23 protein-coding genes are annotated in these 20,337 nt (G+C 65.4%); 15 read left to right on the top strand and 8 right to left on the bottom strand.

Going from position 1 to position 20,337, the window contains the following annotated elements; all coding sequences use genetic code 11:
* Positions 1-43 precede the first annotated feature (43 nt).
* Positions 44-583 carry a hypothetical protein gene (locus tag AX672_RS15695; protein ID WP_054362448.1) on the top strand — a complete coding sequence of 180 codons (540 nt, stop codon included), beginning with the start codon at positions 44-46 and terminating at the stop codon, positions 581-583.
* On the opposite strand, the gene AX672_RS15690 is transcribed toward AX672_RS15695, so the two are convergent.
* From AX672_RS15690 to AX672_RS15680, 3 genes are read right to left on the bottom strand one after another with little or no spacing between them, the layout of a single operon-like run.
* Positions 513-1,088, bottom strand: a complete 576-nt coding sequence (locus AX672_RS15690; RefSeq protein ID WP_066656330.1) for a hypothetical protein — start codon at positions 1,086-1,088, stop codon at positions 513-515. The two genes, AX672_RS15695 and AX672_RS15690, sit on opposite strands and share 71 nt — an antisense overlap.
* Positions 1,085-2,533 (bottom strand): VIT domain-containing protein, encoded by a 1,449-nt coding sequence (locus AX672_RS15685; RefSeq protein WP_066652942.1) that lies wholly within the window; start codon positions 2,531-2,533, stop codon positions 1,085-1,087. Before AX672_RS15685 ends, AX672_RS15690 begins: the two co-directional genes overlap by 4 nt.
* Positions 2,530-2,913: a helix-turn-helix domain-containing protein gene (locus tag AX672_RS15680; RefSeq protein WP_066652940.1), complete on the bottom strand. Its 384-nt coding sequence runs from the start codon at positions 2,911-2,913 to the stop codon at positions 2,530-2,532. Before AX672_RS15680 ends, AX672_RS15685 begins: the two co-directional genes overlap by 4 nt.
* A gap of 181 nt (positions 2,914-3,094) precedes the next feature.
* On the opposite strand from AX672_RS15680, the gene AX672_RS15675 reads away from it, so the two are divergent.
* From AX672_RS15675 to AX672_RS18710, 3 genes are all read left to right on the top strand, one after another.
* Entirely contained in the window at positions 3,095-3,865 is a 771-nt protein-coding gene (locus tag AX672_RS15675) for a hypothetical protein (RefSeq protein ID WP_054362451.1), read from the top strand.
* Between the two features lie 89 nt (positions 3,866-3,954).
* Positions 3,955-4,317 (top strand): hypothetical protein, encoded by a 363-nt coding sequence (locus AX672_RS15670; protein ID WP_054362452.1) that lies wholly within the window; start codon positions 3,955-3,957, stop codon positions 4,315-4,317.
* Between the two features lie 12 nt (positions 4,318-4,329).
* Positions 4,330-4,503, top strand: a complete 174-nt coding sequence (locus AX672_RS18710) for a hypothetical protein (RefSeq protein WP_246370424.1) — start codon at positions 4,330-4,332, stop codon at positions 4,501-4,503.
* Between the two features lie 18 nt (positions 4,504-4,521).
* On the opposite strand, the gene AX672_RS15665 is transcribed toward AX672_RS18710, so the two are convergent.
* Genes AX672_RS15665 through AX672_RS15655 form a run of 3 tightly spaced genes read right to left on the bottom strand, consistent with a single transcriptional unit; the run spans position 4,522 to position 6,025 of the window.
* Entirely contained in the window at positions 4,522-5,127 is a 606-nt protein-coding gene (locus AX672_RS15665; RefSeq protein WP_054362453.1) for a DNA-3-methyladenine glycosylase I, read from the bottom strand.
* A gap of 3 nt (positions 5,128-5,130) precedes the next feature.
* The gene (locus AX672_RS15660) at positions 5,131-5,415 is read right to left on the bottom strand and encodes a YciI family protein (RefSeq protein WP_054362454.1); all 285 of its coding nucleotides are present in this window, start codon (positions 5,413-5,415) and stop codon (positions 5,131-5,133) included.
* Between the two features lie 10 nt (positions 5,416-5,425).
* Entirely contained in the window at positions 5,426-6,025 is a 600-nt protein-coding gene (locus AX672_RS15655) for a TetR/AcrR family transcriptional regulator (protein ID WP_054362455.1), read from the bottom strand.
* A gap of 380 nt (positions 6,026-6,405) precedes the next feature.
* Between AX672_RS15655 and trbB the strand changes: the two genes are divergently transcribed.
* The 11 genes from trbB (at position 6,406) to AX672_RS15600 (ending at position 16,063) form a co-directional block, all read left to right on the top strand.
* Positions 6,406-7,347, top strand: a complete 942-nt coding sequence (gene trbB, locus AX672_RS15650) for a P-type conjugative transfer ATPase TrbB (protein ID WP_246370423.1) — start codon at positions 6,406-6,408, stop codon at positions 7,345-7,347.
* Positions 7,344-7,685, top strand: a complete 342-nt coding sequence (locus tag AX672_RS15645) for a TrbC/VirB2 family protein (RefSeq protein WP_066652935.1) — start codon at positions 7,344-7,346, stop codon at positions 7,683-7,685. Before trbB ends, AX672_RS15645 begins: the two co-directional genes overlap by 4 nt.
* Complete coding sequence (locus tag AX672_RS15640) at positions 7,685-7,963, top strand: VirB3 family type IV secretion system protein (RefSeq protein WP_200912150.1); 279 nt, start codon at positions 7,685-7,687, stop codon at positions 7,961-7,963. Before AX672_RS15645 ends, AX672_RS15640 begins: the two co-directional genes overlap by 1 nt.
* A gap of 12 nt (positions 7,964-7,975) precedes the next feature.
* On the top strand, positions 7,976-10,414 hold the full coding sequence (trbE, locus tag AX672_RS15635) for a conjugal transfer protein TrbE (protein ID WP_054362457.1): 2,439 nt from the start codon (positions 7,976-7,978) through the stop codon (positions 10,412-10,414).
* A complete protein-coding gene (trbJ, locus tag AX672_RS15630) occupies positions 10,411-11,172 on the top strand; it encodes a P-type conjugative transfer protein TrbJ (RefSeq protein WP_054362458.1) in 762 nt (253 codons plus the stop codon). Before trbE ends, trbJ begins: the two co-directional genes overlap by 4 nt.
* An 11-nt stretch (positions 11,173-11,183) precedes the next feature.
* Entirely contained in the window at positions 11,184-11,504 is a 321-nt protein-coding gene (gene trbK-alt, locus AX672_RS15625; RefSeq protein WP_054362459.1) for a putative entry exclusion protein TrbK-alt, read from the top strand.
* A 1-nt stretch (position 11,505) separates the two neighbouring features.
* Positions 11,506-12,858 (top strand): P-type conjugative transfer protein TrbL, encoded by a 1,353-nt coding sequence (gene trbL / locus AX672_RS15620; RefSeq protein WP_066652932.1) that lies wholly within the window; start codon positions 11,506-11,508, stop codon positions 12,856-12,858.
* A gap of 2 nt (positions 12,859-12,860) precedes the next feature.
* A complete protein-coding gene (trbF, locus tag AX672_RS15615; RefSeq protein WP_054362461.1) occupies positions 12,861-13,544 on the top strand; it encodes a conjugal transfer protein TrbF in 684 nt (227 codons plus the stop codon).
* Positions 13,541-14,569 (top strand): P-type conjugative transfer protein TrbG, encoded by a 1,029-nt coding sequence (gene trbG / locus AX672_RS15610; protein ID WP_054362462.1) that lies wholly within the window; start codon positions 13,541-13,543, stop codon positions 14,567-14,569. Before trbF ends, trbG begins: the two co-directional genes overlap by 4 nt.
* 107 nt (positions 14,570-14,676) lie before the next feature.
* Entirely contained in the window at positions 14,677-15,822 is a 1,146-nt protein-coding gene (locus AX672_RS15605) for a TrbI/VirB10 family protein (RefSeq protein WP_082730592.1), read from the top strand.
* Position 15,823: 1 nt separating this feature from the next.
* On the top strand, positions 15,824-16,063 hold the full coding sequence (locus AX672_RS15600; RefSeq protein WP_054362464.1) for a DUF2274 domain-containing protein: 240 nt from the start codon (positions 15,824-15,826) through the stop codon (positions 16,061-16,063).
* Here AX672_RS15600 and AX672_RS15595 read toward each other — a convergent pair.
* Both AX672_RS15595 and AX672_RS15590 read right to left on the bottom strand, forming a co-directional pair.
* The gene (locus tag AX672_RS15595; RefSeq protein ID WP_082730586.1) at positions 15,996-16,961 is read right to left on the bottom strand and encodes a LysR family transcriptional regulator; all 966 of its coding nucleotides are present in this window, start codon (positions 16,959-16,961) and stop codon (positions 15,996-15,998) included. The two genes, AX672_RS15600 and AX672_RS15595, sit on opposite strands and share 68 nt — an antisense overlap.
* A 73-nt stretch (positions 16,962-17,034) precedes the next feature.
* Complete coding sequence (locus AX672_RS15590; RefSeq protein ID WP_054362466.1) at positions 17,035-20,331, bottom strand: DUF499 domain-containing protein; 3,297 nt, start codon at positions 20,329-20,331, stop codon at positions 17,035-17,037.
* Between the last annotated feature and the right edge of the window lie 6 nt (positions 20,332-20,337).

Here is a 20,337-nt window from a genome sequence, read left to right as displayed (position 1 = left end):
GAACCGTGGTGCGGGAAAGGCGATGATGGGGAAAGTATCGAGCGTGGCGGGCAATCTGCTCAAGGTCGGACTGATGGTCCTGTTGGTAGTTTGGGTCTGGGGCGCGCGCCGGCAGGCGGGCGACCGTCACTGCTATCCGGTGAAGGCGACCCAGGAAGAGGCGTTCGGTTTCTTCGACTGGATCGCGACCGGGTGGGACTGGCCGCTTCACTGGATCAACGGCACGCGCGCCGAACCGATCCCGTGCAAACCGGGCGTCATCGGCATCATGCAGGGCAAGGTCACGGTCGATATCTCCGACGACGTTTGGAGGGGGAGCGAGGCGTTTCGGAGCGAGGCGTTTCCCGGCGTCGGTGGCGTAGTGAAAAACGGGCACAACCCGCTCGACGCCATAACCAGCTCGCCGGTCGGGCATCGCTATCTCGATCGCTACCTGGCCGAGCATTCCGGCAACCGGGCCGCGACGCCGGGCGCCACACCGACCACCGCCACTGGCGACGAGGATCAGGGTCTCAGCCCCGAGGCGCGCGACCTGTTGGACCGGCGCCTGCAAGAGATGAATCGCTCGAACGTTCAGCGGTGACGCGCGCCATGCGCAGCGGATGGCGCGCGGCATGGCGGGCGAGCAGCATCGCCGCCGCCTGCGCGGTATCGCGTCGCATCCCGGTCATCACCGTCGCGACCACGGCGCTGTCCGGACGGCTCGCCATGCAAAGCCGCGATGCCTCGTTCCGTATCTTGACCACCACACACAGGCCGCGCGCGACGTCGCTATAGGCGACCGACCGGATCGGACCGACCCTCGCCAGCCAGCCCGACGGCAGGAAGCCGCGCAGGAACGCGCGATCGTCATCGCCTTGCGGTCCATCGCCCAGGCCGCGCGACAGCAGCGCCACCCGCCGCGCATCCTCTGCGGATCGGTAGAAGGTCAGCATCATGCGCGCGCCGTCGCTGCGTCCGACCCAGCGCCGCGCCCAGGGGCCGCGCGTATCGTCGGACGCGAAACGCTCGGCGCGTTCGGCGCCCCACGGCGCAAGCAGCGGCCGTGGTGAGGCGAGCAGAAGCGCCACCGGGAGCAGATACCTCACGCACCAAGCTCCATCATCGTCATTAGCCGCTCGAACGGCTGCGGCACCGCATCGGGGAACAGTTGATCGAGCAGTTCCGGCGGTGTCGCCGGATCGCGCGCCGCCGCCCGCGCGAGCAGCGCGATGGCGAGGTGATCCGGCGTCAGATGCAACGCGGCTGCCGTATCGCGAACGACGGGCACGGCGGCGACCTCGCGCACCAGCGCCGCCGCCGCCGGCGGCAGGTGCGCGGGATCGCCGGAGCGCAGCGACAGCATCCCGTCCTGACGCCACAGCACCTGTCCGGCCGCCGACCGCAGACGGCGGCCGAGCAGCGGCAGGTTGAGCGGCCGTGTCCGTGGCAGCAGATGATCGCGCAGCCAGTTGCCAAGCCGGACGGTCCACGGCGCGCGGGCGTTGGGGGTCGGAAGCCTCGGCAATGTCCTGCCTCGCCGGCCGGGCTGGATGTCGCCACCATCATCCAGTGGCGGCGCTTCAATGACCGGTGAGACGGGTTCCGCGACCGGCGGCATCGCGGCGGGGACGGGCTGGACCTCGGCCGCCCGCGCATCGACCAGCGCGAGCTTGCGCATCGCGGGCAGGACGCCGGACGCCTCTCCCTCCGGGCCGACGAAGACGAGGCTGGTTTCCGTCGTCAGCAGATTGCCCTTCACCGCCAGGTCGCGCACCCGCGCGCGATCGACTTTGCCGCCGGCCGTGAGCAGCGCCGCGATTTCGGTCGCGCAATGCAGCGCCATTTCCGCGCGCACGTCGTCGGCCGAGCGATCGGTCAGCGCCCCCTTGAAGCCGGCTGGGACGACGACCTCCAGCATTATCGGCGACCCGTCGATCCGCTGCTTCGGCGGCAGATCGCGTCCGGCGGCGAGCACCCGGATCGCGTCGGCGCCCTCAATGGTCAGCGTGACCGGATGCGACACGCCGCTGTGGCGCGGCAGCAAATGATCGGGCAACGCCGGAACGGCGCGGTCCGGATCCACGCCCGGGCACAGCCGCAGCATCGCGCCGGTCTCCCCGATACCGATCACGCTTTCGAAACGCAGCGTGACCGACTCTCCCGGCCGGACGCCGGCGACCGACAGCGCCTGCCAGCCCTGCTTCAGTTCTTCCAGAAGGATCGCTCGGTTCCCGTCGATCGCACCGCCGTCATAGGTCCCTTCGGCGCGACGACGCGCGCGCGCGCGCGCGCTCCAGCGCTGGTCGCCGATGCTGACCGCCATGTCGTGGACGACGGCCCCGGCCAGCGCTGGTGGCATCGTCAACACCACCTCGATCGGCACGTGTTCTCGATTGGTAAACGTGCGCACGAGGATCAGCCGGGCGATCGGCGGCACAATGCGGAGCCGGATGTCGGTGGTATCGAGCAGCAACGGCGGGCGGGGTGTCGCCGCGGGCCGCAACAGCGGCAGCAGCGGATCGGTCAGCCCGGGGCCGGTCGGCTCGATCATCCCGCCCCCCCGGCCGCTGCGCGCCGGCGCGGCTTCGATGCCCCGCTGGACAGGGCGGACCGCAACCGCGCCTCCGTCCGCTCGACGATCTGATCGACCGCCGCATCACTGCCCAGAAGCTCGGGCGCGATGACCAGCGTCACGCCATCCACGACCGGAACGGGTACGCCTTCGCGGGCGTCGAGAAGCAACCGGATCGCCGCGTTGGGAAAGCCAAGATCCTTGAGGCGCTGGAACCGCCGGATCACCTTGACATGCGCGTCACCGTAGCGGGCATAGGTCCGCCCGCCATCCGGCGAAGGAACGAAGCCCTCGCCGATCAGGAACCGGATCTGGCGAACCGTCGCGCCTGTCGCGGCGGCCAGGTCATCGAGTTTCATGGGATATCAGCATATCGACCTGTCCGTGGGCGACCCAGGAATTCCAGCATCGCCGTTGCTCCCTTTTAACACATGATTTGTGAAAAGCAATTCGGTCGGTGACGGTGCGCACATTCTCCCTTGCCGTATATCTCGCTTCTTGCGACAATATTCTTGTCAAAAGAGACAGGGGACGAGTCGGATGAATATGCGTCTAGCGCTGCTGACCATCGCGTTGCTGTCGGGATGCAATCGGCCATCGGACAGCTCGAACACCGCGACGCAGTTGGAAGGGGAGAACCGATCGCAGGAAACGACCGAACCTTTTGCCGCGACCAATGCCCTTGCAGGCGGCTTCGACGCCCGCGCCGATATCGACAGCTACAACCGCACGGTCGAGCTTGCGAAGGATGCGCTCGCGCTTGGCAATCTCTCCGGTGCCTCGGGCGTCAGGAAGGAAACGCCCGGAATGTCCGAGGGCGAGCGGGAGTTCACCGCACGCGCGCTCGCCAGCACCCTCCCGCCAGTCGGCAGCGGTGATGGACCCGAACGCGTGGTGCAGCACGAGGTCAATCTCGATCCGCCCCGGGATGCCAAATGGATCGCGCGGTCACGGGTCGTCTATGCGGGTGCAAGGCCGATCGAAGTCTATCTGTTCGATGACCCGGTTGTTCCCGCCAACGCCGCGCCCGAAGATGCGGCGTCGATGCTGGCGTGGAAATCCGACCGGCTCATCGACATGCCGATCGGAGAACTGGCGCGCACGAGCAGCACGGGCAAAGGCCCCGCGGCGTGGTGCATCGCGTTTCCGATAAAGGTGTCACGCGAGGGCATCTGCACCATGACCGCCAACAGCACGAAGCGGTTGCTGCTGACCACCTACATTCGCCGCGACGACAGCGAGCCTGTCGCCAACCGCGAGGCTCTCGGACGGCTTTTTGACGCACTAAGAGCAATGTATGCGAAGCGGTGAGCAGCAATCATCTGATTGCCCACATCGCTAAAAGGCCGATACCTGGTGGTCTATGGACGATCGCCAGGACAGGAAGGCGACAACTCCCTATGTTTATTTGGGTCTTGCTTCTCGCGTGGATCGGATCCGTTGTGATCGTCGTCCGCTCCTTTCCGAAGGCACCGGAGGTACGGCGTCGTCTGAATGCCTTATTGTTCATGATCATACCGTGGGGTCTCACGATTTTCTTGGGTCCTTTCGTGATAGACCATCATGCGGTCGGCACGCACATCCGGGAACGGATGATATTCGGCCAGTATGCGGCCGTGGTCCTTCTTTGTTTCATTGCTGCTATCGGCATCGTTCGGGCGCGTGGCGCGAGACGATGCGCATTGGCGATCAGCGTCGCTAACTTGATCCCAGTCTTTCTGCTGGTCTGCGTCAGCGTCATGATCCTTGACCCCGGCTCCTAAGCAACGCGCAACGTGCGTGAACCGAGTGCCGCCAACCGTCGCAGCCGCGCCGATCCGCTTGCGGCACGCGCCACGGCCGGCGAGCGCTACGATCAGTTCGTCACCGCGCTCGGCCGCCGTCTCGCCAAAGGACCGAATCTGCGGCAGGAAATCTCGGAGGACGTGCCGTCAAACGAGTCTGGGTAGGTATCAGGTCACATAGCGTCACGGACGCTTGAACCTTGCTCGCATGAGTTCCGCCTCTTCGCGGATCACACATCCAACGACGTGATCGTTGATGAGGCCCATCGCCTGCATGAATGCATAGACGGTGGTCGGGCCGACAAAGGCCCAGCCGCGTTTCTTGAGGTCTTTCGACAATGCGATGGAAGCGGCCGTGGTCGACGCCGTTTGCGGCGCAGCCAGTTCGTCCGCCTTCGGCTCGAAGCGCCAGATATAGGCGGCGATCGAGCCTTCCCGCTTCACCATCTCTTGCGCCCGCTTGGCATTGTTGATGACAGCGGCGATCTTGCCACGATGTCGGACAATGCCGGCGTCGGCGAGGAGGCGTTCGACATCCGCATCGGTGAAGCGTGCGATGCGGTTGAAATCGAACCCGTGAAACGCGGCACGGAAATTCTCGCGCTTCGCAAGGATGGTCCGCCAGCTCAGACCCGATTGGAACCCTTCGAGGCACAACTTCTCGAATAGACGGCGATCATCAGCGACCGGGAAGCCCCATTCGGTGTCATGATAGTGCAGGAACTCGGGCGCCGCCGCGCACCAGCGACAGCGCGGGCGATCGTCGGGACCGGGAATGGTTGCGTTCATAGCTCAAACCTTGAGGAAGGCGAGCCGGTCATCGGTGCGGCCGGGCGTGACGGCGAGGATATCGGCGCTGACCACGCCTTCGGCAACGAAGGGATCGTCGCGCACCCGCGTTTCGATCTCTTCGGCCGAAGCGTTGTGCGCGATGATCGCGCCGCCCATGTTCGGCAGGAGACTTCCAACCAGCAGGAAGACGCCATCGTCGAAGCCCTGCCTGATCCAGGCATTATGCCCGTCCATGAACTGCGGAGCCTTGGTCTTGTCGGCGAAGCGAAGGGTGATGATGAACATGCTGGCATCCTCAAGCGGGGTGGCGGGAATCGGCGGCTAAGGCGGCCGAACATTCTGTACGCAGCCACGCCTCAATGTCCGCGACCTCGCGGCGGATAAACTGTTCGTCCCGAAAGGCAGTGGCGAGTGTTGCGACGCCCTGGCTTCGCATCAAGAGATGAAGGGCCAGCGCATCCGCATCCGCATCACGCCCGAGCGCCGCGAACTGGCCCGCGAGCCAGTTGCGGAACAACGTGAGCAAGCCAGCGGCCTCATCCTTTGCCACATGATCGAGCTTGGCCAGCTCGTTGCACAGCGTTCCAACCGGGCAACCATACGCCATGATCTTCGTGCGGTTGGCGATCAGGATATGCACGAAGCTCAGGATGCGATCCGAAGGCGATTCCGTATCCTGCTCCCACGTTTCCAGCATGGCGCGGGTGTTCGAGATGCGCTGCGCGATCACCGCGGCGAGGATCTCGTCCTTGGTCTTGAAGTGATAATAGAAGTTGCCGCGTGACAGGCCGACATCCCTGGCGATGTCGGCAAACGACGACGCCTCGAAGCCATGCTCGTAAAAGAGACGGTCGGCGACATCGACGATCTGCCGGCGTGTATTGCTCGCACTCATATACGGCTTCCACGATCAGGGCGCAGAGACAAGCCAACCTGACCCGCGCCGTAGGACATTTGACCTAATTTTCTAGGTCGATTGTCCTACGGCGTCAAGAGCCTCGATTGAGGCACTATGTCTGCTCAGCGAATCGCCGACGGCGCATCACCGCGTTCTTCGTCAACCTCGAAGCTGTTGTCAGCAATAGGACATGGCGTTCCGCCGTTCTCCTGTATTTGCACGCTACACTACTACGACGCTGAATACTTGTTGTAACCGCCCAAAATCCGGCTCTTTTAATCAACCCCGCAAGGGGAAGGTCTGTCGATCCCCGCTGAACTCGGGGTGACATGAAGGCTTCACAACACAATCGAGAAGGTTTCGCACGCGGCGCGCGGATGCTGCGCACGGCGCTAGGGCCAGCGATTGCCCGGTTTCTGGAAGATGCGTCCGTCGTCGAGGTGATGCTGAACCCGGACGGGCGCATCTGGGTCGACCGGCCTTCCGAAGGACTGTCCGACACGGGCGAGCGGCTGTCGCCCGCCGATGGCGAGCGGATCGTCCGCCTGGTCGCCCACCATGTCGGCGCCGAGGTCCATGCCGGCGCCCCGCGCGTCTCGGCCGAGCTGCCCGAAACCGGAGAGCGGTTCGAGGGGCTGTTGCCACCCGTGGTCGCGGCCCCGGCCTTCGCCATCCGCAAGCCCGCCGTCGCCGTGTTCACGCTGGACGATTATGTCGCGGCGGGGATCATGTCGGCGGCCCAGGCCGATGCGCTGCGCGAGGGTGTCGCGTCCCGCGCCAACATCCTCGTCGCCGGCGGTACATCGACCGGCAAGACCACACTAACCAATGCGCTGTTGGCCGAAGTGGCGAAGACCTCCGATCGCGTCGTCATCATCGAGGATACCCGCGAACTGCAATGCGCTGCACCCAACCTCGTCGCCATGCGGACCAAGGATGGCGTCGCCTCGCTCTCCGATCTCGTCCGCTCCAGCTTACGCCTGCGCCCCGACCGCATCCCCATCGGTGAGGTGCGCGGCGCGGAAGCTCTCGACCTCCTGAAGGCATGGGGCACCGGCCATCCCGGCGGTGTCGGCACGATCCACGCCGGCAGCGCCATTGGCGCTTTGCGGCGGATGGAACAGCTCATTCAGGAAGCCGTCGTCACCGTACCCCGCGCGCTGATCGCCGAGACGATCGACCTGGTGGCCGTGCTGTCCGGCCGCGGTTCCGCGCGGCGCGTGTCCGAACTCGCCCGCGTCGCGGGCCTCGGCCCGGACGGGGATTACCGCATCGCGCCCGTCAACCATCACCCCCAGCCTGAAGGAGCCTCCCAATGATGCCTGTTGTCCACCGCCTGCGCCTGTCGCGCCGGCGCCTCGCCATGACCGTTTCGGTCGCCACGCTCAGCGTGATGGTGGCGGCGCCCGCCCATGCTTCCGGCTCATCGATGCCGTGGGAAGCGCCGCTGCAATCCATCCTCCAGTCGATCGAAGGACCCGTCGCCAAGATCATCGCCGTCATCATCATTATCACCACCGGCCTGACGCTGGCCTTCGGCGATACCAACGGTGGGTTCCGCCGACTGATCCAGATCGTCTTCGGCCTGTCGATCGCGTTCGCCGCGTCGAGTTTCTTCCTGTCGTTCTTCTCGTTCGGCGGCGGGGCGCTGGTCTGATGGGCGTCGTCGATCAGGGCGGAGAGGTGCCGGGCTACACCGTCCCGCTGCACCGGGCGCTCAGCGAACCCATCCTGCTCGGCGGCGCGCCGCGCGCCATCGCCATCATGAACGGTACGCTGGCCGGCGCGGTCGGGCTCGGCCTGCGGCTCTGGCTGGCCGGCATCCTCATCTGGGCGATCGGGCATTTCGCGGCGGTGTGGGCGGCGAAGCGCGATCCGCTCTTCGTCGAGGTCGGCCGCCGCCATCTACGCATCCCCGCGCACCTTTCGGTCTGAGGGGGCGCGGCCATGATGAACCTCGCCGAATATCGCGACAGACAAGCCCGGCTCGCCGATTTCCTGCCCTGGGTGGCGCTGGCGGCTCCCGGCATCGTGCTCAACAAGGACGGCAGCTTCCAGCGCACCGCGCGGTTTCGCGGTCCCGATCTGGATTCGGCCGTGCCGGCCGAGCTGGTGGCCGTCGCCGGCCGCCTCAATAACGCCTTCCGCCGTTTGGGTTCGGGCTGGGCGATCTTCGTCGAGGCGCAGCGCCATGCCGCCGCGACCTATCCGAACAGCACCTTCCCGGATTCGGCGTCGGCGCTGGTCGATGCGGAACGGAAAGCCGATTTCGAGGAAGCCGGATCGCATTTCGAGTCGGGCTATTTCCTCACCTTCACCTATCTGCCGCCGGCCGAGGACGCGGCGCGCGCCGAGACCTGGCTCTATGAGGGCCGCGAGAAGACCGGTATCGATCCCCATGAGGTGATGGCTGGCTTCGCCGACCGCACCGACCGGCTGCTGCGCCTGGTCGAAGCCTTCATGCCGGAATGCCGCTGGCTCGATGACGGCGAAACGCTGACTTATCTGCATGGCTGCGTCTCGACACACCGCCATCGCGTCCGCGTCCCCGAGACGCCGGTCTATCTCGACGCGCTGCTCGCCAATCAGCCGCTCACCGGCGGGTTGGAACCGCGCCTGGGGTCGGCGCATCTGCGCGTGCTGACCATCACCGGCTTCCCGACCGCCACGACGCCGGGCCTGCTCGACGAGCTGAACCGGCTGGCCTTTCCCTATCGCTGGTCCACCCGCGCGATCCTGCTCGACAAGACGGACGCGACGAAGCTGCTGACGAAGATTAGGCGGCAATGGTTCGCCAAGCGCAAGTCGATCGCCGCGATCCTGAAGGAGGTGATGACCAACGAGGCGTCGGCGCTGGTCGATACCGACGCCTCGAACAAGGCAGCGGACGCCGATCTCGCGCTTCAGGAACTCGGCGCCGACTATGCCGGCATCGCCTATGTCACCGCGACGGTGACGGTGTGGGACGCCGATCCGCGCATCGCCGACGAGAAGCTGCGGCTGGTCGAGAAGGTCATTCAGGGCCGCGACTTCACCGCGATGGCCGAGACCATCAACGCCGTGGACGCCTGGCTGGGATCATTGCCCGGCCATGTCTACGCCAATGTCCGGCAGCCGCCGATCTCCACGCTCAATCTCGCCCACATGATTCCCCTGTCAGCGGTGTGGGCGGGGCCGGAACGGGACGAGCACTTCGCAGCCCCCCCGCTGCTGTTCGGCAAGACCGAAGGCTCGACCCCGTTCCGGTTTTCCCTTCATGTCGGCGATGTCGGCCATACGCTGATCGTCGGCCCGACCGGCGCGGGCAAGTCGGTGCTGCTGGCGCTGATGGCCTTGCAGTTCCGGCGCTATGCCGGCGCGCAGGTCTTCGCCTTCGACTTCGGCGGCTCGATCCGCGCGGCGGCGCTCTCCATGCGCGGCGACTGGCACGATCTCGGCGGCGGGCTGACCGAGGGCAGCGCCGACAGCGTATCGCTGCAACCGCTCGCCCGCGTCGATGACGCCGCCGAACGGGCATGGGCGGCCGACTGGCTCGGCGCGATCCTCGCCCGCGAAAGCGTCGCCATCACGCCGGAGGTGAAAGAGCATCTCTGGACAGCGCTGACCTCGCTGGCCTCCGCGCCGATCGAGGAACGCACGATCACCGGCCTCTGCGTCCTCTTGCAGTCCAACGACCTCAAGCAGGCGCTGCGTCCCTATTGCATTGGCGGGGCGTGGGGCCGGTTGCTCGATGCCGAGGCCGAACATCTCGGCACGGCGACGGTGCAGGCGTTCGAGACCGAGGGGCTGATCGGCACCGAAGCCGCGCCCGCCGTGTTGGCCTATCTGTTCCATCGCATCGAAGACCGGCTCGACGGATCGCCGACCCTCATCATCGTCGATGAGGGCTGGCTCGCGCTCGACGACGAGGGCTTCGCCGGCCAGCTCCGCGAATGGCTGAAGACGCTCAGGAAGAAGAACGCCAGCGTCATCTTCGCCACGCAGTCGCTGTCGGACATCGACGGCAGCGCCATCGCGCCCGCCATCATCGAAAGCTGCCAGACCCGGTTGCTGCTTCCCAACGAGCGCGCGATCGAGCCGCAGATCACCGCCATCTATCGCCGCTTCGGTCTCAACGACCGGCAGATCGAGATCATCGCGCGGGCCATGCCCAAGCGTGACTATTACTGCCAGTCGCGGCGCGGCAACCGGCTGTTCGAGCTGGGCCTGTCGGAGGTGGCGCTAGCGCTCTGCGCCGCATCCTCGAAGACCGATCAGGCCGCCATCGCCCGCGTCACCGCCGAGCATGGCACGGACGGATTCCTCGACGCCTGGCTGCGCCATCGCGGCGTCGGCTGGGCCGCCGATCTCATTCCCAACCTCACCAACAAGGAGAAGTCCCAATGAAACTGCGCCGTTCACGCGCGGCGTTGCTTGCCGCGTCCATCCTGTCCGTCCCGCTGGCCCTGTCGCCGATCATCACGACACCAGCGCAGGCGCAATGGGTCGTGTTTGATCCGTCCAACTATGCGCAGAACGTGCTGACCGCCGCGCGCTCGCTTCAGCAGATCACCAACCAGATCACCTCGCTCCAGAACGAAGCGCAGTCGCTCATCAATCAGGCGCGCAATCTGGCGAGCCTGCCTTACTCGTCACTCCAGCAGTTGCAGCAGTCGGTGCAGCGCACCCAGCAACTGCTCAGCCAGGCGCAGAACATCGCCTATGACGTCCAGAAGATCGATCAGGTCTTCAGCCAGAAATACTCGACCGCTTCCATGTCGGCGTCGGACGCGCAGCTCGTCGCCGACGCGAAATCGCGCTGGCAGAACACGGTCGGCGGCTTGCAGGACGCGATGCGCGTGCAGGCCACCGTGGTCGGCAACATCGACACCAACCGCACGCAGATGTCGGCGCTGGTCGGGTCGAGCCAGTCGGCGACCGGCGCGTTGCAGGCGACGCAGGCCGGTAACCAGCTTCTCGCGCTCCAGGCCCAGCAACTCGCCGACCTCACCGCGCTCGTTGCCGCCAACGGCCGGGCGCAGGCGCTGACGGATGCCGAACGCGCTGCCGCCGCCGCACAGGGACAGGAACAGCGCCGCCGCTTCCTGACGCCGGGATCGGGCTACCAGCCCGGCAACGCGCAGATGTTCCACGGTAACAACTGAGCGGGGGCGTGATGGACGGCAAGACCCTCGCGCGTATCGGCGCCATCGTCTTCGTCGCGCTGGCGATCACCGCCACCGCAATCGAGATAAACCGGCCCGCCGAGCGGGCGGACGATCCGGTCGCGCAGGTGCGACCGGCACCGGCGCGAGATCCGCTGCGCGTGGAACTCGCGCGGTGTGGCGCAATGGGCGAAGCCGGTGGGCGCGATCCGTCCTGCCTTCACGCCTGGGCCGAAAACCGTCGCCGCTTCCTGGGCCAGCCCGCGCCGGTCGCGTCCCCGGAGCCGACCGCTCCAACCCCGTCCATACCAGACCAGAACGGGAGCCGCTGAGATGCAGGGCGCCGGCGTCATCGACCATTTCCTGGATGTCTTCACCCGCTATATCGACAGCGGCTTCGGCCTGCTGCGCCCCGAAGTGGCGTTCATCGCGACCACGCTGATCGTCATCGACGTGACGCTGGCGGCGCTGTTCTGGTCGTGGGGCGCCGATGAGGACATCATCGCGCGGCTGGTCAAGAAGACGTTGTTTGTCGGCGTGTTCGCCTACATCATCGGCAACTGGAACAACCTCGCCCGCATCGTCTTCGAGAGCTTCGCCGGTCTCGGGCTGAAGGCGTCAGGCACGGGGTTCACCACCGCCGATCTCCTGCGCCCCGGCAAGGTCGCGCAGACCGGCCTCGACGCCGCCCGGCCGCTGCTCGATTCCATCTCCGACCTGATGGGCTGGGTCTCGTTCTTCGAGAACTTCATCCAGATCGCCTGCCTGATGTTCGCCTGGGCGCTGATCCTGCTCGCCTTCTTCATCCTCGCCGTCCAGCTCTTCGTCACCCTGATCGAGTTCAAGCTGACGACGCTCGCCGGCTTCGTGCTGATCCCGTTCGGCCTGTTCGGTAAATCCGCCTTCATGGCCGAGCGCGTCCTCGGCAACGTCATCTCGTCGGGCATCAAAGTCCTGGTGCTCGCCGTCATCATCGGCATCGGCTCGACCCTGTTCTCCGAGTTCACCGCCGGCTTCAACGGCGCGACGCCCTCGATCGACGACGCCATGACCATCGTGCTCGCGGCCCTGGCACTGCTGGGCTTGGGCATCTTCGGCCCCGGCATCGCCAACGGTCTCGTTTCCGGCGGCCCGCAGCTTGGTGCGGGCGCGGCGGTCGGCACGGGTCTCGCCGCCGGTGGCATGGTCGCGGCGGGTGCAGCGACGGTCGGCGCCGTGGCATCTGGTGGAGCTGCCCTTGCCGGAGGCGCTGCCGCTGCCGCCCGTGGCGGGGCCACACTCGCGGGTGGCGCGTCCACCGCCTACAGCCTTGGCGCGGCCGGCCAGTCCGGCGCATCCGGCGTTGCCTCCGGTCTTGGCAATGTCGCATCGACCGGCGCATCGAAAGCCGGCTCTGCCATCGCCAGCCCATTCCGGCGTGCCGCCGCCTCGATGCGCGAGAGCTTTGAAGCGGGTGGCCGCGCCGTATCCGGTGATGCGGGCGCGGCCGAGGCAGATGCCAGCTCCGCCGCATCTGCACCCGCCGCCTCCGCCACGCCATCGTCCGCCGACCGCCCGCCCGCCTGGGCCAAACGCATGAAGCGCGGCCAGCAGATGACGCATGGCGTCCAGGCCGCTGCCCACGCCGTCAAATCCGGCGATGCCCATGGCGGCGGCTCTTCCGTCAACCTCTCCGAAAGCGACTGACCATGTTCAAGCGACCTTCCACCCACTACGGCAAATCCCCCGAACCCGAGACGCCCTATCAGCGCGCCGCCCAGGTCTGGGACGACCGCATCGGCTCGGCCCGTGTACAGGCGAAGAACTGGCGGCTGATGGCCTTCGGCTCGCTGGCGCTCTCCGCCGCTCTCTCGGCCGGAGTGTTCTGGCAGTCGATGAACGGTTCGATCGTGCCATGGGTGGTGCAGGTCGATCGGCTTGGACAGGCGCAGGCGATTGCGCCCGCGACCGCCGACTATCAGCCGAACGACGCGCAGATCGCCTTCTACCTCGCGCGGTTCATCGAGCAGGTCCGGGGCATTCCGGCCGACGCCATCATCGTGCGGCAGAACTGGCTGCGCGCCTATGACTTCACCACGCAGGCCGGCGCGCTGGCGCTCAACGACTATGCGCGCTCGAACGATCCGTTCGCCAAGGTCGGCAGGCAGCAGGTCGCGGTCGAGGTGTCGAGTGTGATCCGCGCCTCGCCATCGAGCTTCCGCGTCGCCTGGATCGAGCGCCGCTATCAGGACGGTTCGCTCGCCAGCTCCGAACGCTGGTCCGCGATCCTCACCGTCGCCGTACAGCCGCCCCGCGATGCCGACACGCTGCGGAAGAACCCGCTGGGAATCTACATCAACGCCATCAACTGGTCGAAGGAGCTTGGACAATGACACCGACCTTCCGCAAAGCTGGGAGGCCGGCTTTCCGCAATGCCTCACTCGCGGCTTTCCTGCTTTCCGCTTGCGCCCTCACGGGCTGTGCGGGGCACACCCCACCGCCGGAGATTTCCTATGACGATGCGGCTCCGGCCGTCATCGCCGCCGATCCGCCCAAGCCCGTGCAGGTCGTCGAGCTGCCCAGGCCGCTGCCGCTTCCCGGCCAGTTGAAACCGGTCAGCAAGGACGGCAAGCCCGAGCCAGAAGCCGCCGATCCGACCGTGCGCGTCAACCAGGCCAATGCCGCCGCGCGGATGCAGCCGGTGCGTAACGGCTTCATCAATTCGATGCAGGTCTATCCCTTCGTCGATGGCGCGCTCTATCAGGTCTATGCCTCGCCGGGGCAGATCACCGACATTTCGCTCCAGCCCGGAGAACAGCTCGTCGGCTCCGGCCCGGTCGCCGCTGGCGACACGGTGCGCTGGATAATCGGCGATACCGAGAGCGGCACAGGCGCGGCGAAGGTCGTGCATATCCTGGTGAAGCCCACGCGCGCCGAGCTGATGACCAACCTGGTTATCAACACTGATCGTCGCACCTACCATATGGAACTGCGCTCGACGCCTTCGACCTATATGGCGTCAGTGTCTTGGCAATATCCGCAGGACCAGCTCATCGCGCTGCGTCGCCAGAACAGCCAAGCCGAGGCCCAGCAACCGATCGCGAACGGCATCGATCTCTCCCGTGTAAATTTCCGCTACGAGGTGTTGGGCGACCGCGCGCCGTGGCGGCCGCTCCGCGCATTCGACGACGGCCGGCAGGTGTTCATCGAGTTTCCGCGCGGCATCGGCCAGGGCGAGATGCCGCCGCTGTTCGTCGTCGGGCCGGAGGGCGCGACATCCGAACTCGTGAACTACCGCGTGCGCGGCAACTACATGATCGTCGATCGGCTGTTCGCCGCCGCCGAGCTTCGCTTCGGAGCCGACAAGAACCAGAAGCGCGTCCGCATCTCCCGCACCGATGGGAGGCCAGCGTCGTGAAACAGGATGATCCCGACAAGAAAGAAGGGCGCGAGCCAGAGGTTGGGCGTCCTGTCGAGCCCACTGAAGATAATGCACGCCCGCTGACCGGCGAGCCGGTCGCGCCGATGCGGCTGCGGCCCGAGCCGCCGCGCATCACCCGCCTGTCGCGCAAGGTGCTCGCAGGTCTCGGTCTTGCCGCCAGCGTCGGCGTCGGCGGCGCGCTGATCTATGCGCTCCAGACCCGTCATGGCGGCGAACAAGGCCAGGAACTGATCTCAACCGATAACCGCACCACGCCGGATGGCCTCGCCGGACTACCCAAGGACTATAGCGGCGTCCCCAAACTCGGCCCGCCGCTGCCCGGCGATCTCGGCCGTCCGATCCTCAACGCACAGAATGCCGGTCAGCCCGTACCGACGCCGGGGATTGCCACCCCTTTGGGGCCTGTCGGACCAACACCGGAGGAACAACGCCGGGCGCAGGAACTGGAATCGGCGCGGACCGCAAGGCTGTTCGCCAACACCGAAACGAGGCCGGGGAACACCGCCACAACGCCGACTACCGCGACCGTACCGCAACCCGATCTCGCCAGTCTCGGCCTCGCGCCGCAGCCAGCCACACCCTCGGCGCAGGATCGGCAACTCGCCTTCCTCAACCAGACGCCCGACAAGCGCACCGTCTCCCCGGATCGCGTTGTAGCGCCCGCGTCGAAGAATGTGCTTCAGGCTGGCGCGGTGATCGCCGCCGCGCTCATCACCGGCATCCACTCCGATCTGCCAGGCCAGATCACGGCGCAGGTGACGGAGAATGTCTATGACAGCCCGACGGGTAAGATCCTACTCGTGCCGCAGGGCACCCGCGTCATCGGCCAGTATGATAGCGGCGTCGGGTTCGGACAGCGCCGCATCCTGCTCGTCTGGAGCCGGCTAATCTTCCCGAATGGCCACTCGATCGTACTGGAACGCCAACCCGGCGCCGACGCCGAGGGCTATGCCGGGCTGGAGGATGGCGTCGATTACCATTGGGGCGAACTGTTCAAGGCCGCGGCCTTGTCCACGCTGCTCAGCGTCGGCGCAGAATCTGGTTCGTCGAGCGGCGAAAGCGACATTGTGCGGGCCCTGCGTAACGGCGCATCGAACAGCATCAGCCAGACCGGCCAGCAGATCGTCCAGCGCCAGCTCAATATCGCACCAACGCTCACCATCCGGCCGGGCTTCCCCGTCCGCGTGATCGTCACGCGCGATCTTGTACTCGAACCCTACGGAGGCTGACATGGCGAAGCTGAAACTCGGCCCCATAACCGACGACAAGCCGGTCAAAGTCACGCTGGAACTGCCGGCCGGTCTGCACCGCGAACTTGTTGCCTATGCAGACATCCTCGCCAGCGACGCCGGGCAGGCTGTTGGCGATCCTGTTCGTCTGATCGTGCCAATGCTGCAGCGCTTCATCGCGACGGATCGGGAGTTTGTGAAGGCCCGGCGTGCAATGCTGCCGACTTCGCGGAACCGTTGATCCCGAAAGACTGATCCACTCGCGCCATTGAACGCGCGAGATCGAGCAGTCGCAGGAATGCCGGATTATCATTGCGCGACGCCCAGACGGCGCGAAATGGCAATATCTCGCCGACGATCGGGCGAAACACCACGCCGGGAAACTGCGTGCCCGTCGTGGCCTCGCTGGTCACGGTGAGTCCGCGTCCGAGCGCCACAAGCTGCATCAGATTATCTCGTCCTACCGCCTGCTGCTGGATCTCGGGATGGTGTCCGAGGTCGGCGAGACGCTGGACGAGATAGTCGTGGATTTCTTCGCCGGGCGCGCTCTCGCTGACTATGAAGGGCTCGCCAGCCAGATCGCCGAAGGTGACTTCCATGTCGTCGGCATGAGGGTGATGCAAAGGCAACACCGCGAAGATGCGTTCCGTCCAAAGGTGCTGGCTCTGGCAATCCGGCCAGCTCGTGAGCCCAGTCAAGAACGCAACGTCGAGTTGACGCTGCCGCACGGCGGCGACGTGTTCAGCGGGATTACCATCGGCAAAGCTCAACTTCACCGCTTTGTAGCGCTGCCCGAAGGCTTGGAAGAGGTCAGCCAGAAAGCCAGAGGCCAGCGACGAAAAGATGCCGATTCGAACTTCGCCATCTTCCCCGCGGCCGATCGCAGACACTTCCGCTCGCGCCATCCCGATTTGCGACAGTGCCTTTCGACCGCGTTGAACGAATTGCCTGCCTGCTTGGGTGAGTTGCACGCCACCTGCCGATCGCGTGAACAAGGGGGCGCCAAGCCGATCTTCCAGATCACGAATTCGGCGGCTGATAGCTGATTCCTGTATGCCCAGTGCGGCAGCTGCTCGGCGAAAGCTACCGTGATCGGCAGCGGCAATCACATAACGAATGTGCCGAATTTCAAAGGGCAACGCAGCAACTCCGCCTCTTCTCCGATTCGGGCCAATCGCCGTCTGCAGTTTGAGGAATTAGGTAACTCTACTTTCATTCGACTGACTTCTCGATGAACCCGAGGGTGTTCGCGTTCTCAATCAACGTTCTCACTTTTGCTCGATCTAGGCCTGATGGAACATCAGCGTCGATTTCCAAACGAAGTTTCACGGCGCTATTCGGAAGCGTTGTGAGCTGCTCGACGATCGCCTCGACAATCTGATGGATGTCCCGCGCTGGCCGCTCAGGTGAGATCATCACCGCGCCAATAAATCGCGTCGGCTTCTTTTCTGTCGGCGACGTGGTAGGTCCGCCACCGATGACAGGTTCGCCCGGCGTCGGCAGAGTACCGCCAGCGCCCCCTAGCGTGCCGCCAGCATCGGTTTGTACTGGCGCCGGACGGTGTGCGTCGGCGACATCCGGTTTAATGATGACACTGTCGCTGTCGATGACCACTGGCGTATTGCCCGCCCGCTCGATAGCAAGCCCCGCATAGGTGTCCGTCTTCTCGTCCCACCGCTCGGCATAGGCGAAAGGACCGGGCAGGATGCCGCTGATCGCCGCATGCACCGCCTTGACCAGCACATCCTGCCCTTTCAGGCGCGGCAAATAGATGTAGCGGTTCAGATATTCCCGCAGATCCTTGAGCGACAGTCTCGGCTTGTCGTTCCAGATGTATTTCTGGAGATCGCGGTCGAGGCGCGACGGCCCCAACTCCATCAGCAAGCCCTCTTCAGCCACCAGCTTCTTGCTAGCCCGAGCCAGCAGCCCGTCCTGCGCCGGAATCTTGCCCGACACCCACTCCCAATCGGCCTGGGCACTCTCCTGGGCCGGATAGTGCAGATAGCACCACGCCTCTTTGAGGCGGGTCTTCATCGTTTCTCTCGCTTCGGCTTGCTTCGCCTCGGCGAGCTTCTGGTCGCTCGGCCGGAGTTCAAGGCGCTCCTTGTCGCGGACGATTTCGCCCCAAGCCAGGGACGCGCGAACGGCATCCCGCAGATGGTCGAGTTGCCGGGCTTCCGCTGCGATGAACACCAGCATGTTGCGATAGACGCGCGGCGTACTGCCCCGCTGAGTGAGGATGTCCTTCGCTTCGACCAGTGCATCCGAGCCATCGCGCCCGTTGTGGGGATATTTGACGCCCAGCACGACGGCGCGCACGCCGCCCGCCTCGTCGGGAACTTCAGCTGATGACGCGGGTGCCACCTGCACGGCATCGAAATGCCCGCGGTCGGCGAGGCCGTTCACATATTTTCCGAGTTCGGCGTCGATCGTCACGTCGACAAGCGCCGCCTCGATCTGCGCAGCCTTGTCCGCGGCGATGCGATTGAGGCTCGCCGACATCGAATACCAGTACCGACCAAGATCGGCGTGCATGAACTTAGCCTGGTTGGTCAGCCGGCGCAGCGCATCGCCGAAGATCGCAGGGCGCTCGCCCGGCTGCACGACGCCGAGATTGATCTGCTTATCGTCGAGGCCGGTGTTCTGTTGCTGGGCAGTGGGCGCCGTTCCCATGAAAATCGCGCGGGCAACGCGGCGGGTCGCCGAGTACCGGTTCAGGTTCGGCGCCGACTGATCGACTTTGTAGGGAGTCGACGCAGTGCCATCGACATCGCCGGCGATGATCGACTGCCAGCTCACGTCGAGATAGTGGAGCAATTCCGGCTCCACACGCGGCGAACTCACCGCCACGCTGCCGGGCATAATCATCACCGACGGATCGGCATTCATCCAAAGCTCGTGAATGGCCTGCGCCATCAGGCGCAGCACGCCGCGCGTGCGCTGAAATTTTTCGAGGGATCCCCAACTTGTGTAGAGCTGGTCGAACAGTTCGGGATGGATCGGATAAGCCTTTTCCAGCTTGCGCCGGTAATCCTCATCCGCGCAGCCTTGCGGGAAATCGTTGGCGTTCTCGCGGTAGAGCTTGGCGAACTGCTTCAGCGTGTTGTCGCGGTGGTGGAATTTGTCTCCCGGGATGTCCTTGAACAGCCGCCGCCGGACGATCTCATAACTCTCTTCCTGACTAGCCGGTCTCCACGAGGATTCCACGCGGCTGAAGGTCTGCTTGAGACGCGCAAGCGCCTCTTGACCGCCTTCGCCGCCGACCTCGATCTGCGAGGCCGGCAAGGACGCGACGAGTAGTGTGCCAGGGCTGGCCTTGACCGCCTCGGTCAGCGACTGGACGAAGGACAGGTTCGCGTCGAACGATCCCGAAGGCAGCCCCTCGACCTTGTAGATCTGCCGCAGGTAAGCGACCCATTCATCGATCAGGATCAGGCACGGCGCGTATTTCTTGAAGAGCGCCTCTAGGAGGTGTGAGCCCGGCGCGATGCCGCTGGCGTCGTTTTCCGCCACCATCGCGTAAGCGTCAGCGCCGCCGAGCTGCCAAGCAAGTTCACCCCAGGTCGTGCGAATCTTGCGGTCGCCCTCCGCAAGGAGCAAGTCCTGCGGCCCCCGTGACGTGCCGACGAGCACGGCCCGGTTGATGGCCTTCGGCACGCTGAGCCCCTGCTTCTCGAGCAACTGGTCCAGGCCGGACAGGTCCTGGACCGGCGTCGGTCCCGCCATGTGATAGAGGGCCAGCATCGAGTGCGTCTTGCCGCCGCCAAAGTTGGTTTGAAGCTCGACGACCGGATCGCCGCCGGTGCCTGACAGCCGCTTCGCGGCCCCGACCAGAAGTGCGCTCAAACCTTCGGTAAGATACGTACGGCTGAAGAACTGGCGCGGATCGCGGTACTCCGGCGGCGCGCTGCCCGAGTGGACTTTGGCGAGGTCGGCCGCGAACTCAGCCTGCTGGAACTCGCCGGTAGCGACATCCTGGTGCGGCTCGACCACCTCGCGCCACGGCAAAAGCCCCGCCACCGTTTCTACCGAGATCTCGAGGCGCTGGGTTTTCCGCCGCTCCTCATTGCGCTGAAGTTCAGTGAATTTCGTGCGGAGGATGGTATCGCGCATCTTGCCAAGGAGCTCGGCCGTCTCGCCGGCGCTGATCGCCTCCATTAGACGACGCATAGAATCGAGCGCGCGCTCGGCATCGTCGTAGGTGAAGGTCTCGTTGTGCGAGAGTTTGTTGCGGACGTCGCCCAGTTCGTTGACCAACGAGCGTTCGGCGCGGCCGAGAACCGCCTTGAACGCCTCGCTCCAGAAACGATCCATCGCATTGAAGAGCGCGGCCTGATCCCAACCGACCTCGCCATTGCTGTTTGGGCGCAGGCCCGGCAGCTTCTCAAGAACCTGGACCTGCCAGTGCCCCTTGAGCGAGGTTTCGAGCCGCTTTTCGACGAAGGGAATCAGCGCCGCCGGCAGCAGTTCCATCCCTTCAAACACATATTGGCGCGTACTTTTTGCCACGGTCCG

It is taken from the genome of Sphingomonas sp. CCH10-B3, assembly GCF_001556185.1.
Lineage (GTDB): Bacteria > Pseudomonadota > Alphaproteobacteria > Sphingomonadales > Sphingomonadaceae > Sphingomonas > Sphingomonas aquatica.
This window is presented reverse-complemented; position numbering and strand designations above follow the sequence as displayed.

Bases quoted from the DNA above. Each gene is read 5' to 3' on its own strand.
- trbF (WP_054362461.1), top strand. From the start codon at position 12,861: ATGTTCAAGCGACCTTCCACCCACTACGGCAAATCCCCCGAACCCGAG.
- AX672_RS15675 (WP_054362451.1), top strand. From the start codon at position 3,095: ATGAATATGCGTCTAGCGCTGCTGACCATCGCGTTGCTGTCGGGATGC.
- AX672_RS15645 (WP_066652935.1), top strand. From the start codon at position 7,344: ATGATGCCTGTTGTCCACCGCCTGCGCCTGTCGCGCCGGCGCCTCGCC.
- trbK-alt (WP_054362459.1), top strand. From the start codon at position 11,184: ATGGACGGCAAGACCCTCGCGCGTATCGGCGCCATCGTCTTCGTCGCG.
- trbB (WP_246370423.1), top strand. From the start codon at position 6,406: ATGCTGCGCACGGCGCTAGGGCCAGCGATTGCCCGGTTTCTGGAAGAT.
- AX672_RS15600 (WP_054362464.1), top strand. From the start codon at position 15,824: ATGGCGAAGCTGAAACTCGGCCCCATAACCGACGACAAGCCGGTCAAA.
- AX672_RS15655 (WP_054362455.1), bottom strand. From the start codon at position 6,025: ATGAGTGCGAGCAATACACGCCGGCAGATCGTCGATGTCGCCGACCGT.
- trbL (WP_066652932.1), top strand. From the start codon at position 11,506: ATGCAGGGCGCCGGCGTCATCGACCATTTCCTGGATGTCTTCACCCGC.
- AX672_RS15685 (WP_066652942.1), bottom strand. From the start codon at position 2,533: ATGATCGAGCCGACCGGCCCCGGGCTGACCGATCCGCTGCTGCCGCTG.
- AX672_RS15660 (WP_054362454.1), bottom strand. From the start codon at position 5,415: ATGTTCATCATCACCCTTCGCTTCGCCGACAAGACCAAGGCTCCGCAG.
- AX672_RS15665 (WP_054362453.1), bottom strand. From the start codon at position 5,127: ATGAACGCAACCATTCCCGGTCCCGACGATCGCCCGCGCTGTCGCTGG.
- AX672_RS15605 (WP_082730592.1), top strand. From the start codon at position 14,677: ATGCGGCTGCGGCCCGAGCCGCCGCGCATCACCCGCCTGTCGCGCAAG.
- AX672_RS15670 (WP_054362452.1), top strand. From the start codon at position 3,955: ATGTTTATTTGGGTCTTGCTTCTCGCGTGGATCGGATCCGTTGTGATC.
- trbJ (WP_054362458.1), top strand. From the start codon at position 10,411: ATGAAACTGCGCCGTTCACGCGCGGCGTTGCTTGCCGCGTCCATCCTG.
- trbE (WP_054362457.1), top strand. From the start codon at position 7,976: ATGATGAACCTCGCCGAATATCGCGACAGACAAGCCCGGCTCGCCGAT.
- AX672_RS15680 (WP_066652940.1), bottom strand. From the start codon at position 2,913: ATGAAACTCGATGACCTGGCCGCCGCGACAGGCGCGACGGTTCGCCAG.
- trbG (WP_054362462.1), top strand. From the start codon at position 13,541: ATGACACCGACCTTCCGCAAAGCTGGGAGGCCGGCTTTCCGCAATGCC.
- AX672_RS15640 (WP_200912150.1), top strand. From the start codon at position 7,685: ATGGGCGTCGTCGATCAGGGCGGAGAGGTGCCGGGCTACACCGTCCCG.